22 protein-coding genes are annotated in these 23,784 nt (G+C 71.8%); 21 read left to right on the top strand and 1 reads right to left on the bottom strand.

Translation table 11 applies throughout. The features are described 5' to 3' along the window. Window positions 1-61 precede the first annotated feature (61 nt). From K8W59_RS08860 to K8W59_RS08845, 4 genes are read left to right on the top strand one after another with little or no spacing between them, the layout of a single operon-like run. On the top strand, window positions 62-1,084 hold the full coding sequence (locus tag K8W59_RS08860) for an ABC transporter permease (protein WP_223399480.1): 1,023 nt from the start codon (window positions 62-64) through the stop codon (window positions 1,082-1,084). Next, complete coding sequence (locus K8W59_RS08855) at window positions 1,084-2,031, top strand: ABC transporter permease (protein WP_223399479.1); 948 nt, start codon at window positions 1,084-1,086, stop codon at window positions 2,029-2,031. Before K8W59_RS08860 ends, K8W59_RS08855 begins: the two co-directional genes overlap by 1 nt. Beyond that, window positions 2,028-3,104: an ABC transporter ATP-binding protein gene (locus K8W59_RS08850; RefSeq protein WP_223399478.1), complete on the top strand. Its 1,077-nt coding sequence runs from the start codon at window positions 2,028-2,030 to the stop codon at window positions 3,102-3,104. Before K8W59_RS08855 ends, K8W59_RS08850 begins: the two co-directional genes overlap by 4 nt. After that, on the top strand, window positions 3,088-4,419 hold the full coding sequence (locus K8W59_RS08845) for an ABC transporter ATP-binding protein (RefSeq protein WP_223399477.1): 1,332 nt from the start codon (window positions 3,088-3,090) through the stop codon (window positions 4,417-4,419). Before K8W59_RS08850 ends, K8W59_RS08845 begins: the two co-directional genes overlap by 17 nt. Before the next feature lie 27 nt (window positions 4,420-4,446). Here K8W59_RS08845 and K8W59_RS08840 read toward each other — a convergent pair whose 3' ends face one another. After that, a complete protein-coding gene (locus tag K8W59_RS08840; RefSeq protein ID WP_223399476.1) occupies window positions 4,447-5,352 on the bottom strand; it encodes a RecB family exonuclease in 906 nt (301 codons plus the stop codon). 58 nt (window positions 5,353-5,410) lie between these two features. Here K8W59_RS08840 and K8W59_RS08835 point away from each other — a divergent pair, with 58 nt between their 5' ends. From K8W59_RS08835 to K8W59_RS08755, 17 genes are all read left to right on the top strand, one after another. After that, a complete protein-coding gene (locus K8W59_RS08835; protein ID WP_223399475.1) occupies window positions 5,411-6,571 on the top strand; it encodes a site-2 protease family protein in 1,161 nt (386 codons plus the stop codon). Window positions 6,572-6,642: 71 nt separating this feature from the next. After that, a complete protein-coding gene (locus K8W59_RS08830) occupies window positions 6,643-7,551 on the top strand; it encodes a tRNA (adenine-N1)-methyltransferase (RefSeq protein WP_223399773.1) in 909 nt (302 codons plus the stop codon). 119 nt (window positions 7,552-7,670) lie between these two features. Next, window positions 7,671-9,413 (top strand): proteasome ATPase, encoded by a 1,743-nt coding sequence (arc, locus tag K8W59_RS08825; protein ID WP_223399474.1) that lies wholly within the window; start codon window positions 7,671-7,673, stop codon window positions 9,411-9,413. Between the two features lie 112 nt (window positions 9,414-9,525). Beyond that, window positions 9,526-9,903: a hypothetical protein gene (locus K8W59_RS08820; RefSeq protein WP_223399473.1), complete on the top strand. Its 378-nt coding sequence runs from the start codon at window positions 9,526-9,528 to the stop codon at window positions 9,901-9,903. 241 nt (window positions 9,904-10,144) lie between these two features. Continuing rightward, window positions 10,145-11,653, top strand: a complete 1,509-nt coding sequence (dop, locus tag K8W59_RS08815; protein WP_223399472.1) for a depupylase/deamidase Dop — start codon at window positions 10,145-10,147, stop codon at window positions 11,651-11,653. A 55-nt stretch (window positions 11,654-11,708) separates the two neighbouring features. Next, window positions 11,709-11,906 carry a ubiquitin-like protein Pup gene (locus K8W59_RS08810; protein WP_223399471.1) on the top strand — a complete coding sequence of 66 codons (198 nt, stop codon included), beginning with the start codon at window positions 11,709-11,711 and terminating at the stop codon, window positions 11,904-11,906. Window positions 11,907-11,910: 4 nt separating this feature from the next. Next, window positions 11,911-12,795: a proteasome subunit beta gene (gene prcB / locus K8W59_RS08805; RefSeq protein WP_223399470.1), complete on the top strand. Its 885-nt coding sequence runs from the start codon at window positions 11,911-11,913 to the stop codon at window positions 12,793-12,795. Then, entirely contained in the window at window positions 12,792-13,859 is a 1,068-nt protein-coding gene (gene prcA, locus K8W59_RS08800; RefSeq protein WP_317846321.1) for a proteasome subunit alpha, read from the top strand. The genes prcB and prcA overlap by 4 nt, the downstream gene beginning before the upstream one ends. Window positions 13,860-14,083: 224 nt before the next feature. Then, window positions 14,084-15,445, top strand: a complete 1,362-nt coding sequence (pafA, locus tag K8W59_RS08795; RefSeq protein WP_223399469.1) for a Pup--protein ligase — start codon at window positions 14,084-14,086, stop codon at window positions 15,443-15,445. Between the two features lie 88 nt (window positions 15,446-15,533). Beyond that, window positions 15,534-16,511, top strand: coding sequence for an FKBP-type peptidyl-prolyl cis-trans isomerase (locus tag K8W59_RS08790; protein WP_223399468.1), 978 nt, complete (start codon window positions 15,534-15,536; stop codon window positions 16,509-16,511). A 9-nt stretch (window positions 16,512-16,520) separates the two neighbouring features. Continuing rightward, the gene (locus K8W59_RS08785; RefSeq protein WP_223399467.1) at window positions 16,521-17,486 is read left to right on the top strand and encodes a helix-turn-helix transcriptional regulator; all 966 of its coding nucleotides are present in this window, start codon (window positions 16,521-16,523) and stop codon (window positions 17,484-17,486) included. Next, window positions 17,483-18,469, top strand: a complete 987-nt coding sequence (locus tag K8W59_RS08780; protein ID WP_223399466.1) for a helix-turn-helix transcriptional regulator — start codon at window positions 17,483-17,485, stop codon at window positions 18,467-18,469. Before K8W59_RS08785 ends, K8W59_RS08780 begins: the two co-directional genes overlap by 4 nt. A gap of 48 nt (window positions 18,470-18,517) precedes the next feature. After that, window positions 18,518-18,799 carry a Sec-independent protein translocase subunit TatA gene (tatA, locus tag K8W59_RS08775; protein WP_223399465.1) on the top strand — a complete coding sequence of 94 codons (282 nt, stop codon included), beginning with the start codon at window positions 18,518-18,520 and terminating at the stop codon, window positions 18,797-18,799. Window positions 18,800-18,831: 32 nt separating this feature from the next. After that, window positions 18,832-19,668, top strand: coding sequence for a twin-arginine translocase subunit TatC (gene tatC / locus K8W59_RS08770; RefSeq protein WP_223399464.1), 837 nt, complete (start codon window positions 18,832-18,834; stop codon window positions 19,666-19,668). Then, a complete protein-coding gene (locus K8W59_RS08765) occupies window positions 19,665-20,057 on the top strand; it encodes a hypothetical protein (RefSeq protein ID WP_223399463.1) in 393 nt (130 codons plus the stop codon). The genes tatC and K8W59_RS08765 overlap by 4 nt, the downstream gene beginning before the upstream one ends. A 21-nt stretch (window positions 20,058-20,078) precedes the next feature. Beyond that, window positions 20,079-20,960: a diacylglycerol kinase gene (locus tag K8W59_RS08760; protein WP_223399462.1), complete on the top strand. Its 882-nt coding sequence runs from the start codon at window positions 20,079-20,081 to the stop codon at window positions 20,958-20,960. Further along, on the top strand, window positions 20,957-23,761 hold the full coding sequence (locus K8W59_RS08755) for a DEAD/DEAH box helicase (RefSeq protein WP_223399461.1): 2,805 nt from the start codon (window positions 20,957-20,959) through the stop codon (window positions 23,759-23,761). The genes K8W59_RS08760 and K8W59_RS08755 overlap by 4 nt, the downstream gene beginning before the upstream one ends. The last annotated feature ends 23 nt before the right edge of the window (window positions 23,762-23,784 follow it).

Here is a 23,784-nt window from a genome sequence, read left to right as displayed (position 1 = left end):
GTGCGTGCCCTCCCTCGTCGCGCACCCCGCCCCTCCCCGTCCACCTCGAAAGGTCCCGCCCATGAGTTCCGGCTCGGGCTCTTTGACCCGCTACATCCTCCAGCGGCTGCTGCTGATCATCCCGATGATCTGGGTGCTGCTGACCCTCGTCTTCCTGCTGTTGCGCGTCGCCCCCGGCGACCCGGTGACCGCGGCCGTCGGCGACAAGCTCAGCCCCGAGGCGATCGATGCCCGCCGCGCCGCACTCGGCCTGGACCGGCCGCTGATCGTGCAGTACCTCGACTACCTCGGCTCGGTCGCCCGCTTCGACTTCGGCACCACCCTCTCGGACAACCGTCCCGTGCTGGCGGTGATCCGGGACAACGGCGGGGCCACCCTGTCGCTGACCGTCGGCGCCTTCCTGATCGCCCTGCTGGTGGGCATCCCGCTCGGGCTGCTGGCCGGGCGCAAGCGGGACAGCGCGGCCGACGTCGGGATCCGGCTGTTCGGGATCTTCACCTACGCCGCGCCGGTGTTCTGGACCGGCCTGCTGGTGATCCTGATCGCCGCACCCCTCGGCTGGCCGACCTTCGAGATCGCCTCGCCGATCACCAAGTTCGAGGTCCAGCCGGTCACCCACATCCTGCTGCTCGACGCGATCATCGCCGGCAACTGGGATGCGACGATCGACGTGCTCAAGCACCACCTGCTGCCGTGCCTGACCCTCGGCCTGCTGCTCGCGGGCGTGATCATCCGGTTGGTGCGGGTCAACGTCCTCCAGGCACTCAAGGGCGACTACGTCGAGGCCGCCCGGGCGCGCGGGATCCCGGAGAAGTACGTCGTGCGCCGGCACGCCTTCCGCAACGCGCTCGTCCCCGTCGTGACCGTGGTCGGACTCCAGGTCGCCCTCACCCTGTCCGGGGCGGTGCTCACCGAGTCCACCTTCAGCTGGCCGGGCCTGGGCCTGGAGCTGATCGACTACATCACCGCCCGGGACTACGCAGCCGTGCAGGGCATCGTCACCTTCTTCGCCGTGGTGGTGGTCGTGGTCAGCCTGGCCGTGGACGTCATCAACGCCATCGTCGACCCCCGAGTGAGGTACTGATGCTGCGCAGGCTCCTCGCCCCGTTCCGGGAGACCACCGGCGTCGCCCGCTGGCTGCTGCTCACCGGCGTGGTGATCACCCTCGTCTACGTGCTCTTCGCGCTGTTCGCTCCCTGGATCGCGCCGTACGACTTCAACCAGCGCAGTGTCGACGGGGTGAAGTTCCCCAAGATGGCGCCGCCGAGCGGCGAGCACTGGCTGGGCACGAACGACCAGTTCTACGACGTGCTGTCCCGGGTGATCTGGGGCGCCCGCACGGCGCTGCAGGTCATCCTCCTCTCCGTCCTGCTGACGGTGGTGATCGGCGTGCCGCTGGGCATCGTGTCCGGCTTCATCGGCGGCTGGTTGGACCGGCTACTGGTCTTCGTGATGGACGCGCTCTACGCCTTCCCGTCGCTGTTGCTGGCGATCGTCTTCGCCTTCCTGCTCCGCGGTCCGCTGGGCGGGGGCGTGGTCGCGGCGGCCCTGTCGCTCACCGTGGTCTACATCCCGCAGTACTTCCGGGTCGTGCGCAACACCACGGTGGCGGCGCGGGAGGCGACGTACGTCGAGGCCGCCCGCGCGATCGGCGCGAAGAACGGCACGATCATGAGCCGCTACCTGTTCGGGAACGTGATCCAGTCGGTGCCGGTGATCGGCACCCTCAACGCCGCGGATGCCCTGGGCACCCTGGCGGCGCTGGGCTTCCTCGGTCTGGGCATCCAGCCCACCGAGGCGGCCGAGTGGGGGTACGACCTCAGCCGCGCGCTGGACGACACCTCGGCCGGCATCTGGTGGACCGGGCTGTTCCCGGGCCTGGCCATCGTGTTCCTGGTGACGGCGCTGACCCTGGTCGGGGAGGGGCTGAACGAGACCGTCAACCCGACCCTGCGCAAGCGCCGGATCCGCAAGGTCGAGTTCCCCAAGAACGAGCCGACGACGGCGCTGGTGGAGGGTGATCCCCGATGAGGCGGCAGCGCAAGGAGTTGGTCGACCAGGACCGGGTGTACGACGGCCCGGTGATCGAGGCCGAGGACCTCCGGGTCTGGTACGGCAGCGCCCGCGGCCCGGTGCGGGCCGTCGACGGCGTGAGCTTCGAGCTCCGCAAGGGCGAGATCCTCGGGCTGGTCGGCGAGTCCGGCTCCGGCAAGTCGACCCTGGGGCGCGGTCTGCTCGGGCTGCTGCCCGACGGCGCGAAGATGGACGGGACGCTGCTCTTCCAGGGGGAGGACCTGCTGGCGCTGCCCCGCAAGGAGCTCTTCGCCCGCCGCGGCTCCCAGCTCGGGATGATCTTCCAGGAGCCGCTGACCCGGCTGAACCCGGTCCTACGGATCTCCGACCACTTCCGCGAGACGCTCAAGGTGCACCACCCCGACCTGGACAGGGCCGAGATGGACCGGCGGGCGTTGGACGTGCTCCGGGTCATGGGCATCCCGCCGACCCGCTACACGGCGTACCCCCACGAGTTCTCCGGCGGCATGCGGCAGCGGCTGATGATCGCGCTCGCGCTGGTGCTGCGCCCGGCGTTCGTGGTCGCCGACGAGCCGACCACCGCGCTGGACGTGCTGGTCGAGGCGCAGATCATCCGGATCCTGCAGAACCTGAAGAACGAGTACGACACCTCGATGCTGCTGATCACCCACAACCTGGGGATCGTGGCCGAGGCCTGCGACCGGGTGGCGGTGATGTATGCCGGCCGGATCGTCGAGATCGGCGACGCGCGCACCGTCTTCGCAGACCCCCAGCACCCCTACACCCGCGAGCTGCTGCGCTCGACCATCTCGCTGTCCACCACCGGGCTGAACTACATCCCGGGCTCTCCGCCGGACCTGGTCGATCCGCCATCCGGCTGTGCCTTCCACCCGCGCTGCCCCGACGCGATGGCGATCTGCGGTCGTGAGCGCCCGGGCGACCGGAAGCTGCCCAACGGATCCCGGGTCGAGTGCTGGGCCGCGGACCTGGCGGCGGGAGTGGTCGACCTGTCCGAGGCCGACCGGACCCCGATGCCGAGAGAGGAGATCTCCGTTGCCGACGAAGCCTGAGGCGAGTCTCGGCACCGAGCCGGTCGTCGAGCTGGACGACCTGGAGGTGCACTACCAATTGGGCGGCAGCGCGCTGTCCCGCCTCTTCGGGATCGGCGGCCGCACCGTCAAGGCCGTGGACGGCGTCTCACTGCAGCTGCGCCGCGGCGAGGTGCTCGGCCTGGTGGGGGAGTCGGGATCGGGCAAGACCACGCTCGGGCGCTCCCTGCTCGGGCTGGCGCCCGCGACGCAGGGGTCGATCACCTACCACGGCGCCGAGGGGACCGCGGAGGTCTCCACGATGAAGGGCGCCCCGCTGCGGCGGCTGCGCACCGACATCCAGATGGTCTTCCAGGACCCGCACGCCGCGCTCAACCCGGCGATGAACATCGAGACCGCCGTCGGCCACCCGTTGAAGATCCACGGCATCGCGTCCGGCGACGAGCTGCGCCGCCGCGTGGTCGACGTACTGGAGAAGGTCGGGCTCTCCCCGGCCGAGCAGTACCTGGAGAAATACCCCTCCGACCTCTCCGGCGGCCAGAAGCAGCGCGCGGTGATCGCCCGGGCGATCGTGCTCGACCCCCAGGTGCTGGTCGCTGACGAGCCGGTCTCGGCGCTGGACATGAGCGTGCGGTCGAAGATCCTGCAGCTGATGCTCGACCTCAAGCGGGATCTGGGGCTGACCTACGTCTACATCACCCACGACCTGGCCAGCGCGAAGTTCTTCTGCGACCGGGTGGCGATCATGTACCTGGGCCGCGTCGTCGAGATCGGCCCCACCGAGGAGATCTTCGCCCACCCGCGGCACCCGTACACCAGGGCGCTGCTCGAGGCGATCCCCGAGCCGGACCCGGAGCGGATGGTGCCCCGCGACCTGCCGCGCGGCGAGATCCCGGACGCCGCCCAGCCGCCGCTGGGCTGCTCCTTCCACCCGCGGTGCCCGGTGGCGACCCAGGACTGCGGGTGGGAGTCGCGGGACCTGCGGGTCGCGCTGGAGGACCACTGGACCCGCCAGGACCCGGAGGTCTACGAGCGGGAGAGCCGCCTGGTCGGCGACCTGGACAGGCTGGACACGCCCTCCACCGACGCCGTGATCCGCACCAGCGACCCGGCCGCCACCCGCGACCTGCTCGAGCGGATCCGGGCCGAGCAGCCCGACGACCCGTTCTGGCGGGGCGTCCGCGCGATCGACACGGGCTCGGGCGAGGTCACGGTGCGCTTCCACCAGCCCGTCGACCCCGGGCTCCGGCCGGTCGGCGACGTCGAGGTCGCGTGCGTCCTGTACGGCGACCAGCCGGGCCGCCGTACCGACGAGGACACCCCGCCCGCCCCCTGACCGGCGACCCAACGCGCCTGCTCCGCCTCAGGCCGACGGCGTGGGGAGGTCGGCGACCGGCAGCGGCGGGGGAGTGCCGCCCTTCGCGGGGCACAGCGCCTGGTGCGCGCACCAGGAGCACAGCGCGCTCTCCCGGGGCCGCCAGTCGCCGCTGTCCTCGGCGACCCGGATCGCCCGCCAGATCGCCTCGACCTTGCGCTCGGTGGCTCGCAGGTCCTGCTCGTCGGGGACGTAGCGCAGGATCTCCCCGTTGCCGAGATAGACCAGCTGCAACACCGCGGGCACGACGCCCCGGGTGCGCCACAGGACGAGGGCGTAGAACTTCATCTGGAACAGCGCCTTGGCCTCGAACCCGACCCCGGGACTGCGGCCGCTCTTGTAGTCGACCACCCGGAGCGCCCCGTCGGGAGCCTCGTCGAGGCGGTCGACGAACCCGCGGAGCAGCAGCTTGGAGTCCAGCAGCGCCTCGACGTAGAGCTCGCGCTCGGCCGGCTCGAGCCGGCGCGGGTCCTCCAGGGTGAAGTAGCGGTCGAGCACCTGTCGGCAGGTCCGCATCCACATCGCGACGTCCGGGCCCTCACCGCCGAACATCTCCGCCAGCTCGGGCTCGGCCTCCAGCAGGGTCGACCAGGCGGGGGACAGCATCTCCCGCGCCTGCTCGGGGGTGCGCTCGGCCGCCGGCAGGTCGAAGAGGTCCTCCAGCACCTTGTGCACCAGTGTCCCGCGGGTCGCGTCGGCCGAGGGCGGCTCCGGGAGCCGGTCGATGGTGCGGAACCGGTAGAGCAGCGGGCAGGTCAAGAAGTCGGCCGCCCGGCTCGGGGACAGCGCGCCCAGCACCTCGACGCCGTCCACCGGACGCCCGCGCCCCTCGGCCGGGGACCCGCCCGACGCCGGCTCGGGCCGGGAGGCACCAGGCAGGGGCGATGACGTCATGATGCTCCCAGCCTAGGAGCCACCGGGGACAGTCCGCGCCGTCGGCTAGCCTCGACGCGTGTCCGCCCCCGAACGCTCGGCCGCCGAACCACCGGCGTCACCTCGGCCTCGTCCCCCCGGGTCCCTGCGCATCGGGTCGATCGCGGGCGCCGACGTGCTCGTCTCCTCCAGCTGGTTCCTCTTCGCCGGGCTCATCGCGATCCTCCTGGCCCCGCAGGTGGAGGCCGAGATGCCCGGCCTGGGCGTGTGGCGGTACGCCGTGGGGCTGCTCTATGCGGTCGTGTTCTACCTCGCCGTGCTGCTGCACGAGGCCTCGCACGCGTTCGTGGCCCGGCACTACGGCTTCCGGGTGGAGAGCATCACCCTGCACTTCCTGGGCGGGATGACCGCGGTGGACGGTGAGGCGCGGACCCCGCGCCAGGAGTTCTGGATCGCCGTGGTCGGGCCGCTGACCTCCCTGGCGATCGGCTTCGGTGCCCTCGCGGTGCTGCAGGTCCTCCCGCCGCGCGGCCTGCTGCCGCTCATCGTCGGCGGGCTGTTCATCAGCAACATCGCGATCGGCATCCTCAACCTGGTGCCGGGCCTGCCGCTCGACGGCGGCCGGGTGCTCAAGGCGGGGGTCTGGCAGGTCTCCGGCAGCCCGCACCGCGGCACCGTCGCCGCCGGCTGGGGCGGTCGCGTCACAGCGGTCCTGGTGCTGCTCTGGCCGCTGCTGATGCAGGAGTGGCTGGGCTGGACGCCGACGCTGGTCACCTGGCTGGTGGCCGCCATGGTCGCGATGTTCCTGTGGGTCGGCGCGACCGCCGCCATGGCCTCGGCGCGGCTGCGCAGCAAGCTCCCGTCCCTCGTGGCCCGCAACCTGGCCCGGCGCACCGTCGCCGTCCCCGGCGACCTGGCCATCGCGGAGTCGGTACGCCGCGCCCAGGGGGAGCAGGCCGGCGCGATCGTGACCACCGCCTCCGACGGCCGCCCGACCGGCCTGGTCAACGAGACCGCGCTGGCCGCCGTACCGGACGACCGGCGTCCCTGGATGCCGGTCTCGAGCGTCGCGCGCACCCTCGAGCAGGACCTCACGCTGCCGGTGGACATCGGCGGCGAGGACCTGATCAAGGCGATGGGCCGGCGACCCGCGGAGGAGTACCTGCTCGTGGAGCCGGACGGTCGCATCTACGGTGTCCTCGCCACCGCCGACGTCGACCGAGCCTTCCGGGAGCACTGACCGCCTTGACCGACCAGCCCACCGACCACTCCGACCCCGCTGCCGACGTACCCCACGATGCCTGGTCAGGCGTGCACCGCGGCCCGCTGCGGCCCGGCGAGTGGGTGCGCCTCACCGACCAGAAGGGGCGCCGGCACAACTTCGAGCTCGTGCCCGGCAAGCGGTTCTTCTCCAGCCGCGGCCACATCGAGCACGACGACCTGATCGGCCGGGAGGAGGGCTTCAGCATCGGCTCCTCCGCCGGTGGGGAGTACCTCGTGCTGCGGCCGCTGCTCTCGGAGTTCGTGGTCTCGATGCCGCGCGGCGCCGCCGTGGTCTACCCCAAGGATGCCGCCCAGATCGTCGCGATGGCCGACATCTACCCCGGCGCCCGGGTGGTCGAGGCGGGCGTGGGGTCCGGCGCGCTCACCTGCTCGCTGCTGCGGGCGGTCGGGCCGCTGGGTCGGGTCCGCTCCTTCGAGCGGCGCGAGGAGTTCGCCGACGTGGCCCGGCGCAACGTCCGCCAGTTCTTCGGGGTCGCCGAGGACGGTCCCGACCACCCCGCATGGAGCCTCACCATCGGCGACCTCGCCGAGGAGCTGCCCCGCTCCGAGGAGCCCGCCGACCGGGTGATCCTCGACATGCTCGCGCCGTGGGAGTGCGTCGACGCGGTCGCGGACGCACTCACCCCCGGCGGGATCGTGTGCGTGTACGTCGCCACCACGACCCAGCTCTCCCGGATCGTGGAGACCCTGCGGGTGCACGGCGGCTTCACCGAGCCCCAGGCTTGGGAGTCGCTGGTCCGCGACTGGCACGTCGAGGGCCTCGCGGTGCGGCCCGGCCACAAGATGATCGGGCACACCGCGTTCCTCGTCACCGCCCGCCGGATGGCGCCGGGCGAGCGGGCGCCCCGGAAGAAGCGGCGCCCGGCCCCGGGGGCCTACGGTCCCGACTACACCGGGCCGCGCCCGGACGACGTACCGACCGACCCCGCGGAGTGAGGCCGCGGCCCGCTCACCCCGACGTGTGCGACCGTCTCGCATCGTGACCCGATCGGCGCGTGCGGCCGTTTGATTCCGCCCCTTCGCGGGTAGGGTCGAAACACACAGGAGGTGACGACATGTCCGCACCCGAAGATCGACCCGAGGACCGGGCCGCCCTGCTGGACCAAGTGCGCTTCCTGGAGGCCGAGGTGTCCAGCCTCCGACGCCGCCTCAGCGACGCCCCCGGGTCCGCGCGCGGCCTGGAGCTCCGGCTCGCGGAGACCCAGCGCTCGCTGTCCGCGGTCACCGCCCAGAACGAGCGGCTGGCCCAGACCCTCCGCGAGGCGCGCGACCAGATCACCCGGCTCAAGGAGGAGGTCGACCGGCTGGCCCAGCCGCCCGCCGGCTTCGGCACCTTCCTCAGCCGCAACGAGGACGACTCGCTGGACGTGTGGACCGGCGGCCGCAAGCTGCGGGTCAGCGCCAGCCCGGCGGTCGACCTGGACGCCCTGGTGCCCGGCCAGGAGATCATGCTCAACGAGGCGCTCAACGTCGTCTCGGCGCTGGAGTTCGAGCGGGTCGGCGAGGTGGTGATGTTCAAGGAGCTGCTCGCCGACGGCGAGCGGGCCCTGGTGATCGCCAACGCCGACGAGGAGAAGGTCGTCCGGCTCGCGCAGCCGCTGATCGGCCAGTCGCTCCGCGCCGGCGAGTCCCTGCTGATGGACGGCCGCGCCTCCTACGTCTACGAGCGCGTGCCCAAGTCCGAGGTCGAGGAGCTGGTGCTCGAGGAGGTCCCCGACATCGAGTACGAGTCGATCGGCGGGCTGATCAACCAGATCGACCAGATCCGCGACGCGGTCGAGCTGCCCTACCTGCACCCCGACCTGTTCAAGGAGCACCAGCTCAAGCCGCCCAAGGGCGTGCTGCTCTACGGCCCTCCCGGCTGCGGCAAGACGCTGATCGCCAAGGCGGTGGCGAACTCGCTGGCCAAGAAGGTCGCGGCCAAGACCGGCCAGGAGGGAAAGTCCTACTTCCTCAACATCAAGGGCCCCGAGCTGCTCAACAAGTACGTCGGCGAGACCGAGCGGCACATCCGGCTGGTCTTCCAGCGGGCCCGCGAGAAGGCGTCGGAGGGCACGCCGGTCATCGTGTTCTTCGACGAGATGGACTCGCTCTTCCGCACCCGCGGCTCCGGGGTGTCCTCCGACGTGGAGAACACCATCGTCCCGCAGCTGCTCAGCGAGATCGACGGCGTCGAGCTGCTGGAGAACGTGCTGGTCATCGGCGCCTCCAACCGCGAGGACATGATCGACCCGGCGATCCTGCGGCCCGGCCGGCTGGACGTGAAGATCAAGATCGAGCGGCCCGACGCCGAGTCGGCCCGGGACATCTTCAGCAAGTACCTCACGCCCGACCTGCCGCTGCACGCCGACGACCTCGCCGAGTTCGGCGGCGACCGCACGGCCACCGCCGACGGGATGATCCAGGCGACCGTCGAGCGGATGTACTCCGAGTCCGACGACAACCGCTTCCTCGAGGTCACCTACGCCAACGGCGACAAGGAGATCCTCTACTTCAAGGACTTCAACTCCGGCGCGATGATCCAGAACATCGTGGACCGGGCGAAGAAGATGGCGATCAAGGACCACCTCGAGCACGACTCGCACGGCCTGCGGGTGCAGCACCTGCTGCGGGCCTGCCTGGACGAGTTCAAGGAGAACGAGGACCTGCCCAACACCACCAACCCCGACGACTGGGCGCGGATCTCGGGCAAGAAGGGCGAGCGGATCGTCTTCATCCGGACCCTGATCAGCGGCAAGGAGGGCAGCGAGCCCGGTCGCTCCATCGACACGGTGGCCAACACCGGGCAGTACCTCTGATGCCGGCCGACACGCTGTTCGTCGCCGTCATCGTGATCGGCCTGCTGGTGCTGCTGATGAAGTGGGCCTCCAAGCGCTGACGGCCACCCCCGGGAAGGTCTAGGCTCGGTGCATGGCCGAGCCGGTGGAGCGCAGCGACATCGAGGCGCTGCTGTCGACCCGCCGGGAGCTGGGGGAGGAGTACGACGCCGCGCTCGTCGCCTCCTTCACCGATCGGGTCGAGCAGGCCATCGCCGCGCGCGACCGTGCCGAGGTCGCGAGCCGGGACCGGCACCAGCGCAGCGAGGCGCGACACCAGCAGACCGGACGCACCCGCCAGTTCGTGCTCGGCCTGGTCTCGGTGGTCGCGGGCATCCCCATCACCGTGGTGGCCACTGTGGGGCCGGACCAGCCCAGCGTGGGAACCGTGGCCCTGGCGTGGCTCGGGCTCGCCGGCGTGAACGCCGCCCACGCCTCGGTGGTCAACGGCCCGCGCCGCCGCACCGACTGAGCCGCCGCGCCCGGGCCGCTCGGTCTATTTACCAGGTAATCCGAGCGGCACGACCTGCTCGTCCCACCAGCGCATGGGACCATGGTCCCCTGAGACGGAGGAGGTGCTCCATGGTGAAGGTCCTGCTCATCATTCTCGTCGTGCTCGCGGTCCTCGCGCTGATCCCGATGATCCGCAACCGCCGCCGCTGACCGCGGACGGCCCCGCTCCGCCTCAGCCCGCGACCCGTAGGCTGGCGAGCATGTCGGTACGACGCGTCATGGGCACCGAGGTGGAGTACGGCATCTCGGTGCACGGGCAGCCCCTGGCCAACCCGATGGTGGCCTCCTCGCAGGTGGTCAACGCCTATGCGTCGGCCACCGTGCACGCGCGCCGGGCCCGCTGGGACTTCGAGGAGGAGTCCCCGCTGCGGGACGCCCGCGGATTCGACATGTCCCGGGCGGTGGCCGACCCCAGCCAGCTGACCGACGAGGACCTCGGGCTGGCCAACGTCATCCTCACCAACGGGGCTAGGCTCTACGTCGACCACGCGCACCCGGAGTACTCCACCCCCGAGGTCACCACGCCCCTGGACGTCGTGCGGTGGGACAAGGCGGGGGAGCAGGTGATGCTCGACGCCGCGCGCTTCGCCGCGCAGACGCCCGGGCAGGCGCCGATCAACCTGTACAAGAACAACACCGACAACAAGGGCGCGTCCTACGGCGCCCATGAGAACTACCTGATGCGCCGCAGCACCCCGTTCGCGGACATCGTGCGCCACCTCACCCCGTTCTTCGTCTCCCGCCAGGTCGTCACCGGCGCGGGTCGCGTCGGCACCGGGCAGGACGGCCGGGGACAGGGCTTCCAGCTCAGCCAGCGCGCCGACTTCTTCGAGGTGGAGGTCGGCCTGGAGACCACGCTCAAGCGGCCGATCATCAACACCCGCGACGAGCCGCACGCCGACCCCGACCTCTATCGCCGGCTGCACGTGATCATCGGCGACGCCAACCTGGCCGAGATCTCGACCTACCTCAAGGTCGGCACGACCTCGCTGGTGCTGGCGATGATCGAGGACCGCTTCATCGACCGCGATCTCAGCGTCGAGACCCCGGTCGCCGCCCTGCGGGCGGTGTCCCACGACCCCACGCTGGAGCACAAGCTGGTGCTGCGCGACGGCCGGCACCTGACCGCGATCGAGCTGCAGCGGGAGTACCTCGACCTGGCCCGCGCCTACGTCGAGGAGCGCCTCGGCGAGGACGCCGACCCGCAGACCGTCGACGTGCTGGACCGCTGGGAGTCCGTGCTCGACCGGCTGGCCCGCGACCCGATGGAGTGCGCAGAAGAGCTGGACTGGGTGGCCAAGCTGCGCCTGCTGGAGCAGTACCGCGCCCGCGACGGGCTGGCGTGGGACGACGCCAAGCTGCACCTGATCGACCTGCAGTACTCCGACGTACGCCCCGAGAAGGGCCTCTACCACCGTCTGGTGCGGGCCGGCCGGATCCGCCGGCTGCTCACCGACGAGCAGGTGGAGACCGCCATGCACGAGCCACCCGAGGACACGCGCGCGTGGTTCCGCGGCCGCTGCCTGGAGAAGTACGGCGACCAGGTCGCCGCCGCGTCGTGGGACTCGGTCATCTTCGACCTCCCCGGCCGCGAGTCGCTGCAGCGCGTGCCCACCCTGGACCCGCTCCGGGGCAGCCGCGCGCACGTCGGGGAGCTGGTCGACCGGAGCGAGACCGCCGCCGAGCTGCTGCGCGGTCTCACCCGCTGACCACGCCCTTCGGGGTTATCCCGCTGGCGCCGACCTGAGCGCTAGGGTCGGTGACATGGCCCAGGAGCAGAAGCAGCCGCGGAAGTCCTCGGAGACCGAGGAGGTCACCGAGACCGCGCCCGAGACCGACGTCGCCGAGCGCAAGGAGGCGCTGGACGAGGACGTCGACTCCATCCTCGACGAGATCGACGACGTGCTCGAGACCAACGCCGAGGACTTCGTGAAGTCGTTCATCCAGAAGGGCGGTCAGTGAGCCTGTGAGTGCCGAGAGCCCCCGCCTGCCCACGTCCTACCTCAACCCCGGAACCTCCTCCTTCTCCGACTTCCTCTCCGAGCACGCCCCGGACCTGCTGCCGGCGCGGCGGAGCCTCCCGCAGGGGAACGCCGGCGACCTGGCCCCCCACGCCACCACGATCGTGGCGGCCTCCTTCGCCGGAGGGGTCGTGATGGCCGGCGACCGGCGCGCCACCATGGGCAGCGTCATCGCCCAGCGGGACATCCAGAAGGTCTTTCCCGCCGACGAGTACAGCTGCGTCGGCATCGCCGGCACGGCCGGCCTCGCCGTGGAGATGGTCCGGCTGTTCCAGACCGAGCTGGAGCACTACGAGAAGATCGAGGGCGTCACCCTCTCCGTCGACGGCAAGGCCAACCGGCTGGCCGCCCTCATCCGGGCCAACCTCGGGCTGGCCATGCAGGGGCTGGCGGTGGTCCCGCTCTTCGCCGGCTTCGACCCCGACGCCGAGCAGGGCCGGATCTTCTCCTACGACGTCACCGGCGGGAAGTACGAGGAGACCGCCTTCCACTCCGTCGGCTCCGGGTCGCTGTTCGCCCGCGGCTCGCTGAAGAAGCTCTACCGCGAGGACCTCACCGAGGACGAGTGCGTGATGGCCGTCGTGCAGGCGCTCTACGACGCCGCCGACGACGACTCGGCCACCGGCGGCCCCGACCTCACCCGGCGGATCTTCCCGGTGGTGCAGGTGATCACCGACGAGGGTGGGCGGCAGCTGCCCGACGACGAGGTCGCCCGGATCGCGGACCGGATGCTCGCCGGCCGGATGCGCCGGCCCGACGGCCCGGAGGCCCCGCTGGTGACCAGTCCCGACGCCCCGGTCGTGGGCGACGAGGTGGAGGAGGAGCAGTGAGCACCCCGTTCTACGTCTCGCCCGAGCAGCTGATGAAGGACCGGGCGGACTTCGCGCAGAAGGGCATCGCCCGGGGACGCTCGGTCGTCGCGCTGGAGTACGCCGACGGCATCCTGCTGGTCGCGGAGAACCCCTCCCAGGCGCTGCACAAGATCTCGGAGATCTACGACCGGATCGCCTTCGCGGCGGTGGGTCGCTACAACGAGTTCGAGAACCTGCGGATCGCCGGGGTGCGGCTGGCCGACATGCGCGGCTACGCCTACGACCGCCGCGACGTGACCGCGCGCGCCCTGGCCAACGCCTACGCCCAGACGCTGGGCACGATCTTCTCCTCCGGTGGCGAGAAGCCATACGAGGTCGAGATCTTCGTCGCCGAGGTCGGGCGGACGCCGGAGGAGGACCAGATCTACCGGCTCACCTACCAGGGGCAGGTCGCCGACGCGCACGGGTACGCCGTCATGGGCGGCCAGGCCGACGCGGTGACGACGTACCTCAAGGACAACTATGCGCCGGGCGCGGCGCTCGAGCCGGCGCTGCGGACGGCCGTGGCGGCGCTGGGGCACACCCTGGACGACCAGGGCAAGCCGACCGACCGAGTGATCCCGACCTCCGACCTCGAGGTCGCGGTGCTGGACCGCAACCGCACCCAGCCGCGTAAGTTCGTCCGCATCCGCGGCGAGCGGCTGGAGAGGATGCTGGCCGACCGGGGCCCGGAGCAGGCCGCCCCGCCGGTGCCGGAGGACGCGGAGCCGGGCAAGGCTCCCTCCCAGTCGGGGACCGACGACCCGCAGGACCCCACCGACCAGGTCAGCGGCGCGACGCCGCCCCTGGAGAACCCCGTCACCGGCGAGCCGGGAAAGCCCCCGGTCGCCCCGCCGTCCGGGCCGGGCGGCGGCCAGCCCCCCGCCCCGGACCCGGTCGACCCGGGCGATGCGACGCCCCCCGCGCCGCAGCCCGACCGGCCGGACCCCGGCCAGCCCCCGTCTCCCGGTCCGGGGCCCGAGCCGGGCGGCCCCCCGCCGCCCGACCCGAACCGCCCCCAGCCCGGTCCGGGCCAGGTCTGAGCCCCCCGACTCGACCTCACCCGGACCGAACCGGCCTGGATGGGTGGTGTTGCCACCCCCAACTCGGCAACACCACCCGGCGCGGGAATCGAAGTTCCGCGTCAGCCCCCTCGCGGACGAGACGGGACGCTGACGCGATCCTGATGCGACTAAAGGATGAGATGCGGCGGGTTTCGCTGTCCGACATCCGGTCGAGTCACGGAGCCGACCCGTAGGGTGGTGACGTGGACCGGCGGATCTTCGGCATCGAGAACGAGTACGGCGTCACGTGCACGTTCCGGGGTCAGCGACGCCTCAGCCCCGACGAGGTCGCGCGCTACCTCTTCCGCAAGGTGGTGAGCTGGGGCCGCTCCAGCAACGTCTTCCTCCGCAACGGCGCCCGGCTCTACCTCGACGTGGGCAGCCACCCGGAGTACGCCACGCCCGAGTGCGACGACGTGCTCAGCCTGGTCACCCACGACAAGGCGGGCGAGCGGATCCTCGAGGGGCTGCTCCTCGACGCCGAGCAGCGGCTGCACGACGAGGGCATCGCCGGTGACATCTACCTGTTCAAGAACAACACCGACTCCGCCGGCAACTCCTACGGTTGCCATGAGAACTACCTGGTCGGACGGCAGGGCGAGTTCACCCGCCTCGCCGACGTGCTGATCCCGTTCCTGGTGACCCGGCAGATCATGGTCGGCGCGGGCAAGGTCGTGCAGACGCCGCGCGGGGCGTCGTACTCGGTCTCCCAGCGCGCGGAGCACATCTGGGAGGGCGTCTCCAGCGCCACCACCCGCAGCCGGCCGATCATCAACACCCGCGACGAGCCGCACGCGGACGCCGAGCGGTTCCGCCGGCTGCACGTGATCGTCGGGGACTCCAACATGAGCGAGACGACCACGCTGCTCAAGGTCGCCTCCTGCGACCTGGTGCTGCGGATGGTGGAGGAGGGGGTCGTGATGCGCGACCTCACCCTGGAGAACCCGATCCGGGCGATCCGCGAGATCAGCCACGACATGACCGGCCGCCGCAAGGTGCGGCTGTCCAACGGCCGCGAGGCCAGCGCCCTGGAGATCCAGGGGGAGTACCTCGCCAAGGCGCGCGACTTCGTGGACCGCAGGCAGATCTCCACCCCCGTCCTCGAGCAGGTCCTGGACCTGTGGGAGCGGTCGCTGAAGGCGGTCGAGTCCGACGACCTCGGTCTGGTCGACCGGGAGCTGGACTGGGTGATCAAGTGGAAGCTGATCGAGCGCTACCGGGCCAAGCACGGCCTGACGCTGGGGCACCCCCGGGTCGCGCAGCTGGACCTCGCCTACCACGACATCCACCGCGGCCGCGGCCTCTACTACCTGCTGGAGAAGCGCGGCGCGGTCGCCCGGGCGACGACCGACCTGCGCACCTTCGAGGCCAAGTCGGTGCCGCCGCAGACCACCCGGGCCCGGCTGCGCGGCGAGTTCATCCGTACGGCGCAGGAGCGGCGCCGCGACTTCACCGTCGACTGGGTGCACCTCAAGCTCAACGACCAGGCCCAGCGCACCGTGCTGTGCAAGGACCCGTTCCGCTCGGTGGACGAGCGCGTGCAGCGCCTGATCGACGGCATGTGAGGAACGGGCGCGGCCGCCGGGAATCCTCAGGGTCGCCTTATAGGCTGGGCCGTCGACCGTCCCCCGGACTCAGGAGATACCTCCCCGCATGACTTCACGTCGTACCCGCATCCTCGCGCCCCTGGTGGCCACCGTCCTCGTCGGCGGGCTGGCCGCCTGCGGAGAGGAGGACGGCTCGTCCGAGAGCTCCTCCAACAGCTCATCCTCGAGCGGTGGCAGCTCCTCGGGCGAGGCACTCTCGTCCCTGACCGTCAGCGACAACGTCGGCAAGGAGCCCAAGCTGACGTGGGACAAGGCGGTCTCCACGGGCACGACGCAGGCCCGGACGGTGGTCGAGGGCGACGGTCCGACGGTGAAGAGCGGCGACCTGGCGATGACCCACATCATGGTGGCCAACGGCGCCTCCAAGAAGGTCGTCTCCAGCGACTTCAAGGGCGCCGCGAGCCTGCTGCCGGTCAGCGACTCGCTGATCCCGGCGCTCGCCGACAACCTCGAGGGGGCCAAGGTCGGCAGCCGGATCGCGGTGGCGGCCGCCCCCGAGGACGCCTTCGGCTCCCAGGGCAACCCGCAGATGGGGATCAACGGCAAGGACACCGTGGTCTTCGTGCTCGACGTCACCGACATCGTCTCTCCCGAGCCGTCCGGCAGCGAGCAGCAGCCCGCCGGCTGGATGCCGTCGGTGACCGAGTCCGACGGCGTGCCCACCGCGCTGGACTTCCAGGGCACGCCGAAGCCGAAGGACGAGCTGCAGAAGGGCTACCTGGTCAAGGGCGACGGGAAGGTCGCCAAGGCCGGCGACCAGATCTATGTGAACTACCTCGGCCAGGTCTACGGCGGCGACCAGCCGTTCGACGCGTCGTACACCCGCGGTCAGCCGTTCCCCTTCACCCTGGGCCAGGGCGCCGTGGTGAAGGGCTGGGACCAGGGCCTGGAGGGCGTGCCCGCCGGCAGCCGGGTGATGCTGGCCATCCCGCCGGAGCTCGGCTACGGCAAGCAGGGCCAGGGCAACACCATCAAGGGCACGGACACGATGTACTTCGTGGTCGACGTGCTCGCGGTGCAGTAGTCCGGAGTCGTGGTGACGGCGGACAAGACCGAGCGGCTGATGAAGCTGCTCATCATGCTCCTGGTGCAGCGGCACTTCGTGGACAAGGGCCGGGTCCGCGACGCGCTCTACCCCGGACTGTCCGACGACGCCTTCGAGAAGAAGTTCGAGCGGGACAAGGAGGAGCTGCGCAGCCTCGGCGTCCCGGTCGAGGTGGGCCAGATCGACCCGTTCTTCGGTGACGAGCCGGGCTACCGCATCCGGGCGGACGAGTTCGCGCTCCCCGAGATCCGGCTGGACGCCGACGAGGCGTCCGTGGTCGGCCTGGCCGGCAAGGTCTGGGAGCACGCCCGGCTCGCGGAGGCCACGACCGAGGCGGTCCGCAAGCTGGCCGCCCAGGGGGTCGACGTGGACCCGGGCGCGCTGGACCTGGTGCAGCCGCGGATCGGCGCCGAGGAGCCGTCCTTCATCGCCTTCTGGGAGGCGACGGCGACCCGCACCCCGCTGGCCTTCGACTACGGCCGGACCGGCGAGCAGCCGGCCACCCGGCACCTGCAGCCGTGGGGGGTCGTCCGCTTCTCCGGCCGGTGGTACGTCGTCGGCCACGACACCGACCGGGACGCCGAGCGGGTCTTCCGGCTCTCCCGGGTGGTGGGCGAGCCGCGCACCGACGGCGAGCCCGGCAGCTTCTCCGTGCCCGAGGGGACCGACGTCGCTGCCACCGCCCGCCGGCTCGCCCCATCGGCACCGGCCGAGCCGGCCGAGGTGCTGGTCCGTGAGGGCGCGGGTCACGGCCTGCGCCGGATGGCCGAGCAGGTGGAGCCGTGCGTGCCCGGGCCCGACGAGCGCTCCCGGTGGGACCGGCTCGTGCTGGCCCGCGCCGACCTGGCGGGCGAGGTGCTCGCCCACGGCGAGGACGCCTATGTCGTGAGCCCGGACTCGCTGCGCCGCGACGTCGTCGCCCGGCTCCGGGCCGTCGTGGGGGAGGCGTCATGAGCAGCCAGGCGCTGGCCGGGAGCCGTGCGCAGCTGGCCCGGCTGCTGGCGCTGGTGCCCTACGTCCACTCCCGGGACGAGGTCCGGGTCGAGGAGGCCGCCGAGGTGCTGGGCGTCAGCCCGGACCAGGTGGTGCGCGACCTCAACGTGCTCTTCATGTGCGGGCTGCCGGGTGGCTACCCCGACGACCTGATCGACGTCGACATCGACGCCCTCGACACCGACGGCGACCGGGTGATCCGGCTCGGCAACGCCGACTACCTCGCCCGCCCGCTGCGGCTCACCCCGACCGAGGCCAGCGCGCTGATCGTGGCGCTGCGGGTGCTGCGCGACTCCGCGGACGCCGAGACCGCCGCCATCGTGGACCGCACGCTGGCCAAGCTGGAGATCGCCGCGGACGCCGGCAGCCCCGACCGGGTGGCGGTCACCGACCTGGACCCGGCGATCGAGTCCGTCGGCGGCCTGCGCCCACAGCTGGAGCGGGCGATCGCCGACGGCCGCCAGGTGCGGCTGACCTACTTCGTGCCCGCGCGGGACGAGGAGTCCGAGCGGGTCGTGGACCCCTACCGCCTCCTGACCTCCGGCGGGGCGACGTACCTCCACGCGTGGTGCCACCGCGCCGAGGCGCCGCGGTTCTTCCGGCTGGACCGCATCCAGGCCGCCGAGGTGCTCGACACCGCCGTCGAGGCGCCACCGCAGCCCCCACCCGACCTGTCGGCGGGCTTCTTCGCCCATGCGCCGGACGCCGCGACCGTGGTGCTGCGGCTCGCCCCGGCGGCGGCCTGGGTGCCGGAGTACTACGACACCGAGAAGGTACGACGGTTCCGCGACGGCTCGGTCGAGATCACCCTCCGGGTCGGCGATCCGCGCTGGTTGGAGCGCCTGCTGCTGCGGCTCGCGCCTCACGCGTCGGTCGTTCGTCCACCGGAGTTCGCCCAGTCTTTGCTTGCCACGGCCCGTGGGGCGCTCGGGCTCTACGGATGAGCGCGTAGACTGGGTGGCGTTCGCAACCACGAGGAGGAGTTCAGTTCGATGTACCCCCTGATTGGCGTGCCGCAGGGCTGGGAGCTGGTGCTCATCGTCCTCGTGATCATCTTGGTGTTCGGCGCGAAGAAGCTGCCCGAGCTCGCCCGGGGCTCCGGTCAGGCGCTGCGCATCTTCAAGGCCGAGACCAAGGGCATGCGCGAGGACGACGAGAAGGACGCGCCGAGCAGCGCCACGCCCGAGGCCACGCCGCAGCGCGAGATCGACCCGCCGCGGGACGCGCACGGCCGCCCGATCGGCCAGGAGCGCAACGACGGCACCACCGCCTGAGTCCCCGCGGACTCAGCGGAGCACCGACCGACGTGGCCCTCAAAGGACTGCGCGCAGCCTTCTCCACCAAGCCGCACCATGACGTCGACGCCGAGGGGCGGATGGCGCTCTCGGACCACCTGCGCGAGCTGCGCGCGCGGGTGCTGCGGATCCTCGTCGCCCTGGTCCTGGGCATCGCCCTGTGCCTGGTCTTCTTCGACTATCTCTACGAGCTGGTGCTGGGCCCCTACAACCAGGCCCGTCAGGCGCTGGGCACCGACGTCACGAGCCAGCCGACGATCAACGGCGTCGGCGGGCCGCTGATGACCTACCTCAAGCTCTCCGGGTTCGCGGGCGTGATCCTCACCAGCCCCTACTGGCTGCACCAGATCTGGGCCTTCATCCTGCCCGGCCTGCACCCCGGCGAGCGCAAGTGGAGCCGGGTCTTCGCCGCGATCGCCGGTCCGCTCTTCATCATCGGGGTCGTCGTCGGCTACCTGACCCTGCCCAAGGGCCTGGAGGTGCTGATCGGCTTCACCCGCGAGGGCCTGACCAACCTGGTGGAGTTCAACGACTACGTCACCTTCTTCACCCGCACCCTGCTCGCCTTCGGCGTCTCCTTCGAGATCCCGGTCTTCATCGTGCTGCTGAACCTCGTGGGCGTGCTTCCCGCGCGCACCCTGGCGACCCATCGCGCCTGGTTCATCGTCGGCATCTTCGTCTTCGCCGCGGTCGTCACCCCCTCCACCGACCCCTTCACCATGCTGTTCCTCGCCGTGCCGATGTGCCTGCTGTTCTTCATCGCCGAGCTCGTCTGCCGGGTCCTCGAGCGCCGCAAGAAGGAGGCCCAGGAGGCCGGGCCGGGGCCGGACGAGGCGTCGGTCCTGTGACCCCCGCGACGCTGAGCTTCGTCGACCCCTTCGACCTGCCCGAGTGGGTCGGTGCCGAGCCGGTCACCTGGGAGGCCGAGCACGGCGTGCGGGAAGGGCACCTGGTGCACGGCCGGCTGACCGGCTCCGGCGGCGAGCACCCCTGCGACCTGCTCGCCGTCGACGAGGCATACCCCCGCCCGGTGGCCGACGCGGACTCCCGCGCCCGGGTGCACCAGGCCTGGCAGCACGGCCAGGTGGAGCTGGTCGAGTACGACGGCCGGCTCGCGCTCGCCGTGCCCGGCACCCGCTTCACCGCCGACGGCGTCCTGGACGCCCTGGCCCGACTGGCCAAGGCGGTCGGTGCCCCGGAGCGGCAGGTCAGCGCGCTGCTCCGCCTCGGGGGCTGATCCGGCGGTTACCCTCGGCCGGTGCCCGTCGCGCCCCGCGAGATCGCGCTGCTGACCAACCCCACCGCCGGCAAGGGCCGGGCGGTGCGGTTGCGCGACGCCGCACTGACCCGGCTGAGGGAGGGCGGCCTGGTCGTGCGCGACCTGATGGGCCGCGACGCCGAGGAGGCCGGCGTGCTCGCACGTGGGGCCGTTGCGGGCGGGGTGGAGGGGCTGGTCGTCGTCGGTGGCGACGGGATGGTGCACCTTGCCGCGCAGGTGCTCGCCGGGACCGACGTACCCCTTGGGGTCATCCCGGCCGGCACGGGCAACGACGTGGCGCGCTACCTGTCCCTGCCGCAGCGCGACCCCGCCGGCGCCGCCGACCGGGTGATCGCCGGCCGTCGCCGGACCATCGACCTGGCGCGGTCGGGGGAGCGCTACTACGTCACGGTGCTCGCCGCCGGCTTCGACGCGGTGGTCAACGAGCGGGCCAACCACATGACCTGGCCGGCCGGGCAGATGCGCTACAACCTCGCGACCCTCGCCGAGCTGCGGACCTTCCGACCGTTGCGCTACCGGCTGGAGCTGGACGGCGTGGAGCACCGGCTGGAGGCGATGCTGGTGGCCGTCGGCAACGGCCCGTCCTTCGGCGGCGGGTTGCGGATCGCCGAGGGCGCGGACCTGGCCGACGGGCTGCTGGACGTGGTGGTGATCGGGCCGATGTCGCGGGCCGGGCTGGTGCGGACCTACCCCCGGCTGTTCCGCGGCACGCACACCACGCACCCCCGCTTCTCCCGGCATCTGGTGCGACGCGTCACCATTGCCTCGGAGGGGATCACCGGCTATGCCGACGGCGAGCGCTTCGGCCCCCTGCCCCTGACGATCGACTGCGCCCCCGGCGCGCTGAAGGTGTACGCATGAGCGACGAGCAGACCCCGGCCGAGCGGTACGCCGCGAGCAGGACCGCGCAGCGCTACCCCGTGCTGCACGAGTTCGCCTCCTTCTACGACTTCGGCCTCGACCCCTTCCAGCTCGAGGCGTGCCGGGAGGTCGAGGACGGGCGCGGGGTGCTGGTGGCCGCGCCCACCGGCTCCGGCAAGACGGTCGTCGGCGAGTTCGCGGTCTTCCTCGCGCTCACCACCGGCCGCAAGTGCTTCTACACCACCCCGATCAAGGCGCTGTCGAACCAGAAGTTCCACGACCTGGTCGAGCGGCACGGCGCGGAGAACGTCGGGCTGCTGACCGGCGACACCTCGGTCAACGGGGAGGCGCCGGTGGTCGTGATGACCACCGAGGTGCTGCGCAACATGCTCTACGCCGGGTCGCCCACCCTGCTCGGGCTGGCGTTCGTGGTGATGGACGAGGTGCACTACCTCGCCGACCGGGCCCGCGGCGCGGTCTGGGAGGAGGTGATCATCCATCTGCCCGAGTCGGTGCAGGTGATCTCCCTGTCCGCGACGGTCTCCAACGCCGAGGAGTTCGGGGAGTGGCTGGGCACGGTCCGCGGCGAGATGACCACCATCGTGGAGGAGCGGCGGCCGGTGCCGCTCTTCCAGCACGTGATGGCGGGGCGGCGCCTCTACGACCTGTTCGCCCACTCCGATGACCAGGCATCGGCGGGCTTCGTCGGCGAGGGCGCCCCGGTCAACCCGGAGCTGATGCGCGTCGCCCGCGACGACTTCGCCGCCACCCGGATGCGGGACCGGCGCGTCCCCAAGGACAAGCGGATGCGCGGGGACCACCGCAAGGGCAGCAACCGCGGCCGCAACGTCGGCAACGGCCGCCGGGTGTGGATCCCGAGCCGGGTCGAGGTCGTCGAGCGGCTCGAGCGCGAGCGGCTGCTGCCGGCGATCTACTTCATCTTCTCCCGCAAGGGCTGCGACGCGGCGGTCCAGCAGTGCCTGGACGCGAACGTGCGGCTGACCTCGCCGGAGGAGCGGGACGAGATCATCGAGTACGTCGAGGCCGCCACCGCCCACCTGCCCAGCGAGGACCGCGAGGTGCTCGGCTACCACGACTTCCTCGACGCGCTGTCCCGCGGCGTCGCGGCCCACCACGCCGGGCTGCTGCCCGCCTTCAAGGAGTGCGTCGAGACGCTGTTCACCCGGGGGCTGTGCAAGGTCGTCTTCGCCACCGAGACGCTGGCGCTGGGCATCAACATGCCCGCTCGCACGGTGGTGATCGAGAAGCTGTCGAAGTGGAACGGGCGCGAGCACGCCGACCTGACGCCGGGGGAGTACACCCAGCTCACCGGGCGCGCCGGCCGCCGCGGTCTCGACGTCGAGGGCCATGCGGTCGTCCTGTGGCAGCCGGGGATGAACCCCCAGCAGGTGGCCGGCCTCGCCTCGACCCGGACCTATCCGCTGCGGTCGTCCTTCCGGCCGTCGTACAACATGGCGGTCAACCTGGTGAACCAGTTCGGCCGCGAGCGCTCGCGCGAGCTGCTGGAGATGTCCTTCGCGCAGTTCCAGGCCGACCGGGCCGTCGTCGGGCTGGCGCGCCAGCTGCGGAAGGCGGAGAACGCGCTGGAGGGATACGCCGAGGCGGCGCACTGCGACCGCGGCGACTTCATGGAGTACGCCGCCCTCCGGCGCCGGATCAGCGAGGTGGAGAAGGGCGCGAAGAAGGCGCAGCGGGCGGAGCGCCGCGACGAGGCGGCGGCGTCGCTGACGGCGCTGCGCCCCGGCGACGTGATCGACGTGCCGACGGGCAAGTTCGCCGGGCTCGCGGTGGTGCTGGATCCGGGGTACGGCGACCAGCCGCGGCCGCAGGTGCTGACCCTGGACCGGCAGGTGCGCCGGCTGTCGATGATCGACTTCCCCGTCCCGGTCACCGCGCTGACCCGGATGAAGGTGCCGCGGAACTTCAACCCCCGCAACCCGCAGCAGCGCCGGGATCTGGCCGGAGCGCTGCGCAACCGGACGCGCGACCTGGAGCGCCCCCGTCAGGCGGCCGAGCGGCGGCGCGGCATAGACCAGGAGACCCGGGACGAGGTGGACGCGCTGCGCGCCGAGCTCAAGGCCCACCCGTGCCACGGATGCCCCGACCGGGAGGACCACCAGCGCTGGGCGGACCGCTGGTCCAAGCTCGACCGGGACGCCGAGACGCTACGGCGCCGGGTCGAGCGACGCACCAACACGGTGGCGCGGACCTTCGACCGGGTGTGCGAGGTGCTCGCCGAGCTCGGCTACCTCGACCTGGACGACGACGGGGGCCGGGTGACCGAGCGCGGTCGCGGCCTGCGGCGGATCTACTCCGAGCTGGACCTGCTCGCCGCCGAGTCGCTGCGACTCGGGCTGTGGGACGACCTCACCGTGCCGGAGCTGGCCGCCGTGCTGTCGGCGCTGGTCTACGAGTCGCGCCGGGACCCCGACCAGCCGCCGCGGATCCCGTGCGGGCGGGTGGAGCAGGTGCTGGCGGAGATGCAGTCGCTGTGGGGAGACCTGCGGGACGTGGAGGCGCGGCACAAGCTGGACTTCCTCCGCGAGCCCGACCCGGGGTTCGCGTGGGCGGCCTACCGCTGGGCGTCCGGCGATGACCTGGACGACATCCTGCGCGCCTCTCCGCTGTCGGCCGGCGACTTCGTGCGGGCCACCAAGCAGCTGATCGACCTCGCGGGGCAGGTCGCCGACGCCGCGGGCGACTCCCCGCTGCGCCGTACCGCCCGGGGCGTCGTGGACGCCGTCCGCCGCGGGGTCGTGGCCTACAGCTCCCTCGACTGATCCCGCCCACCGGGCATCAAAGG

The sequence above is a fragment of the Nocardioides rotundus genome, assembly GCF_019931675.1.
In the GTDB taxonomy this organism is placed as follows: Bacteria; Actinomycetota; Actinomycetes; order Propionibacteriales; family Nocardioidaceae; genus Nocardioides; species Nocardioides rotundus.
Note: the sequence above shows the minus strand (reverse complement) of the source record. Positions and strands in the feature narration are given on the sequence as shown.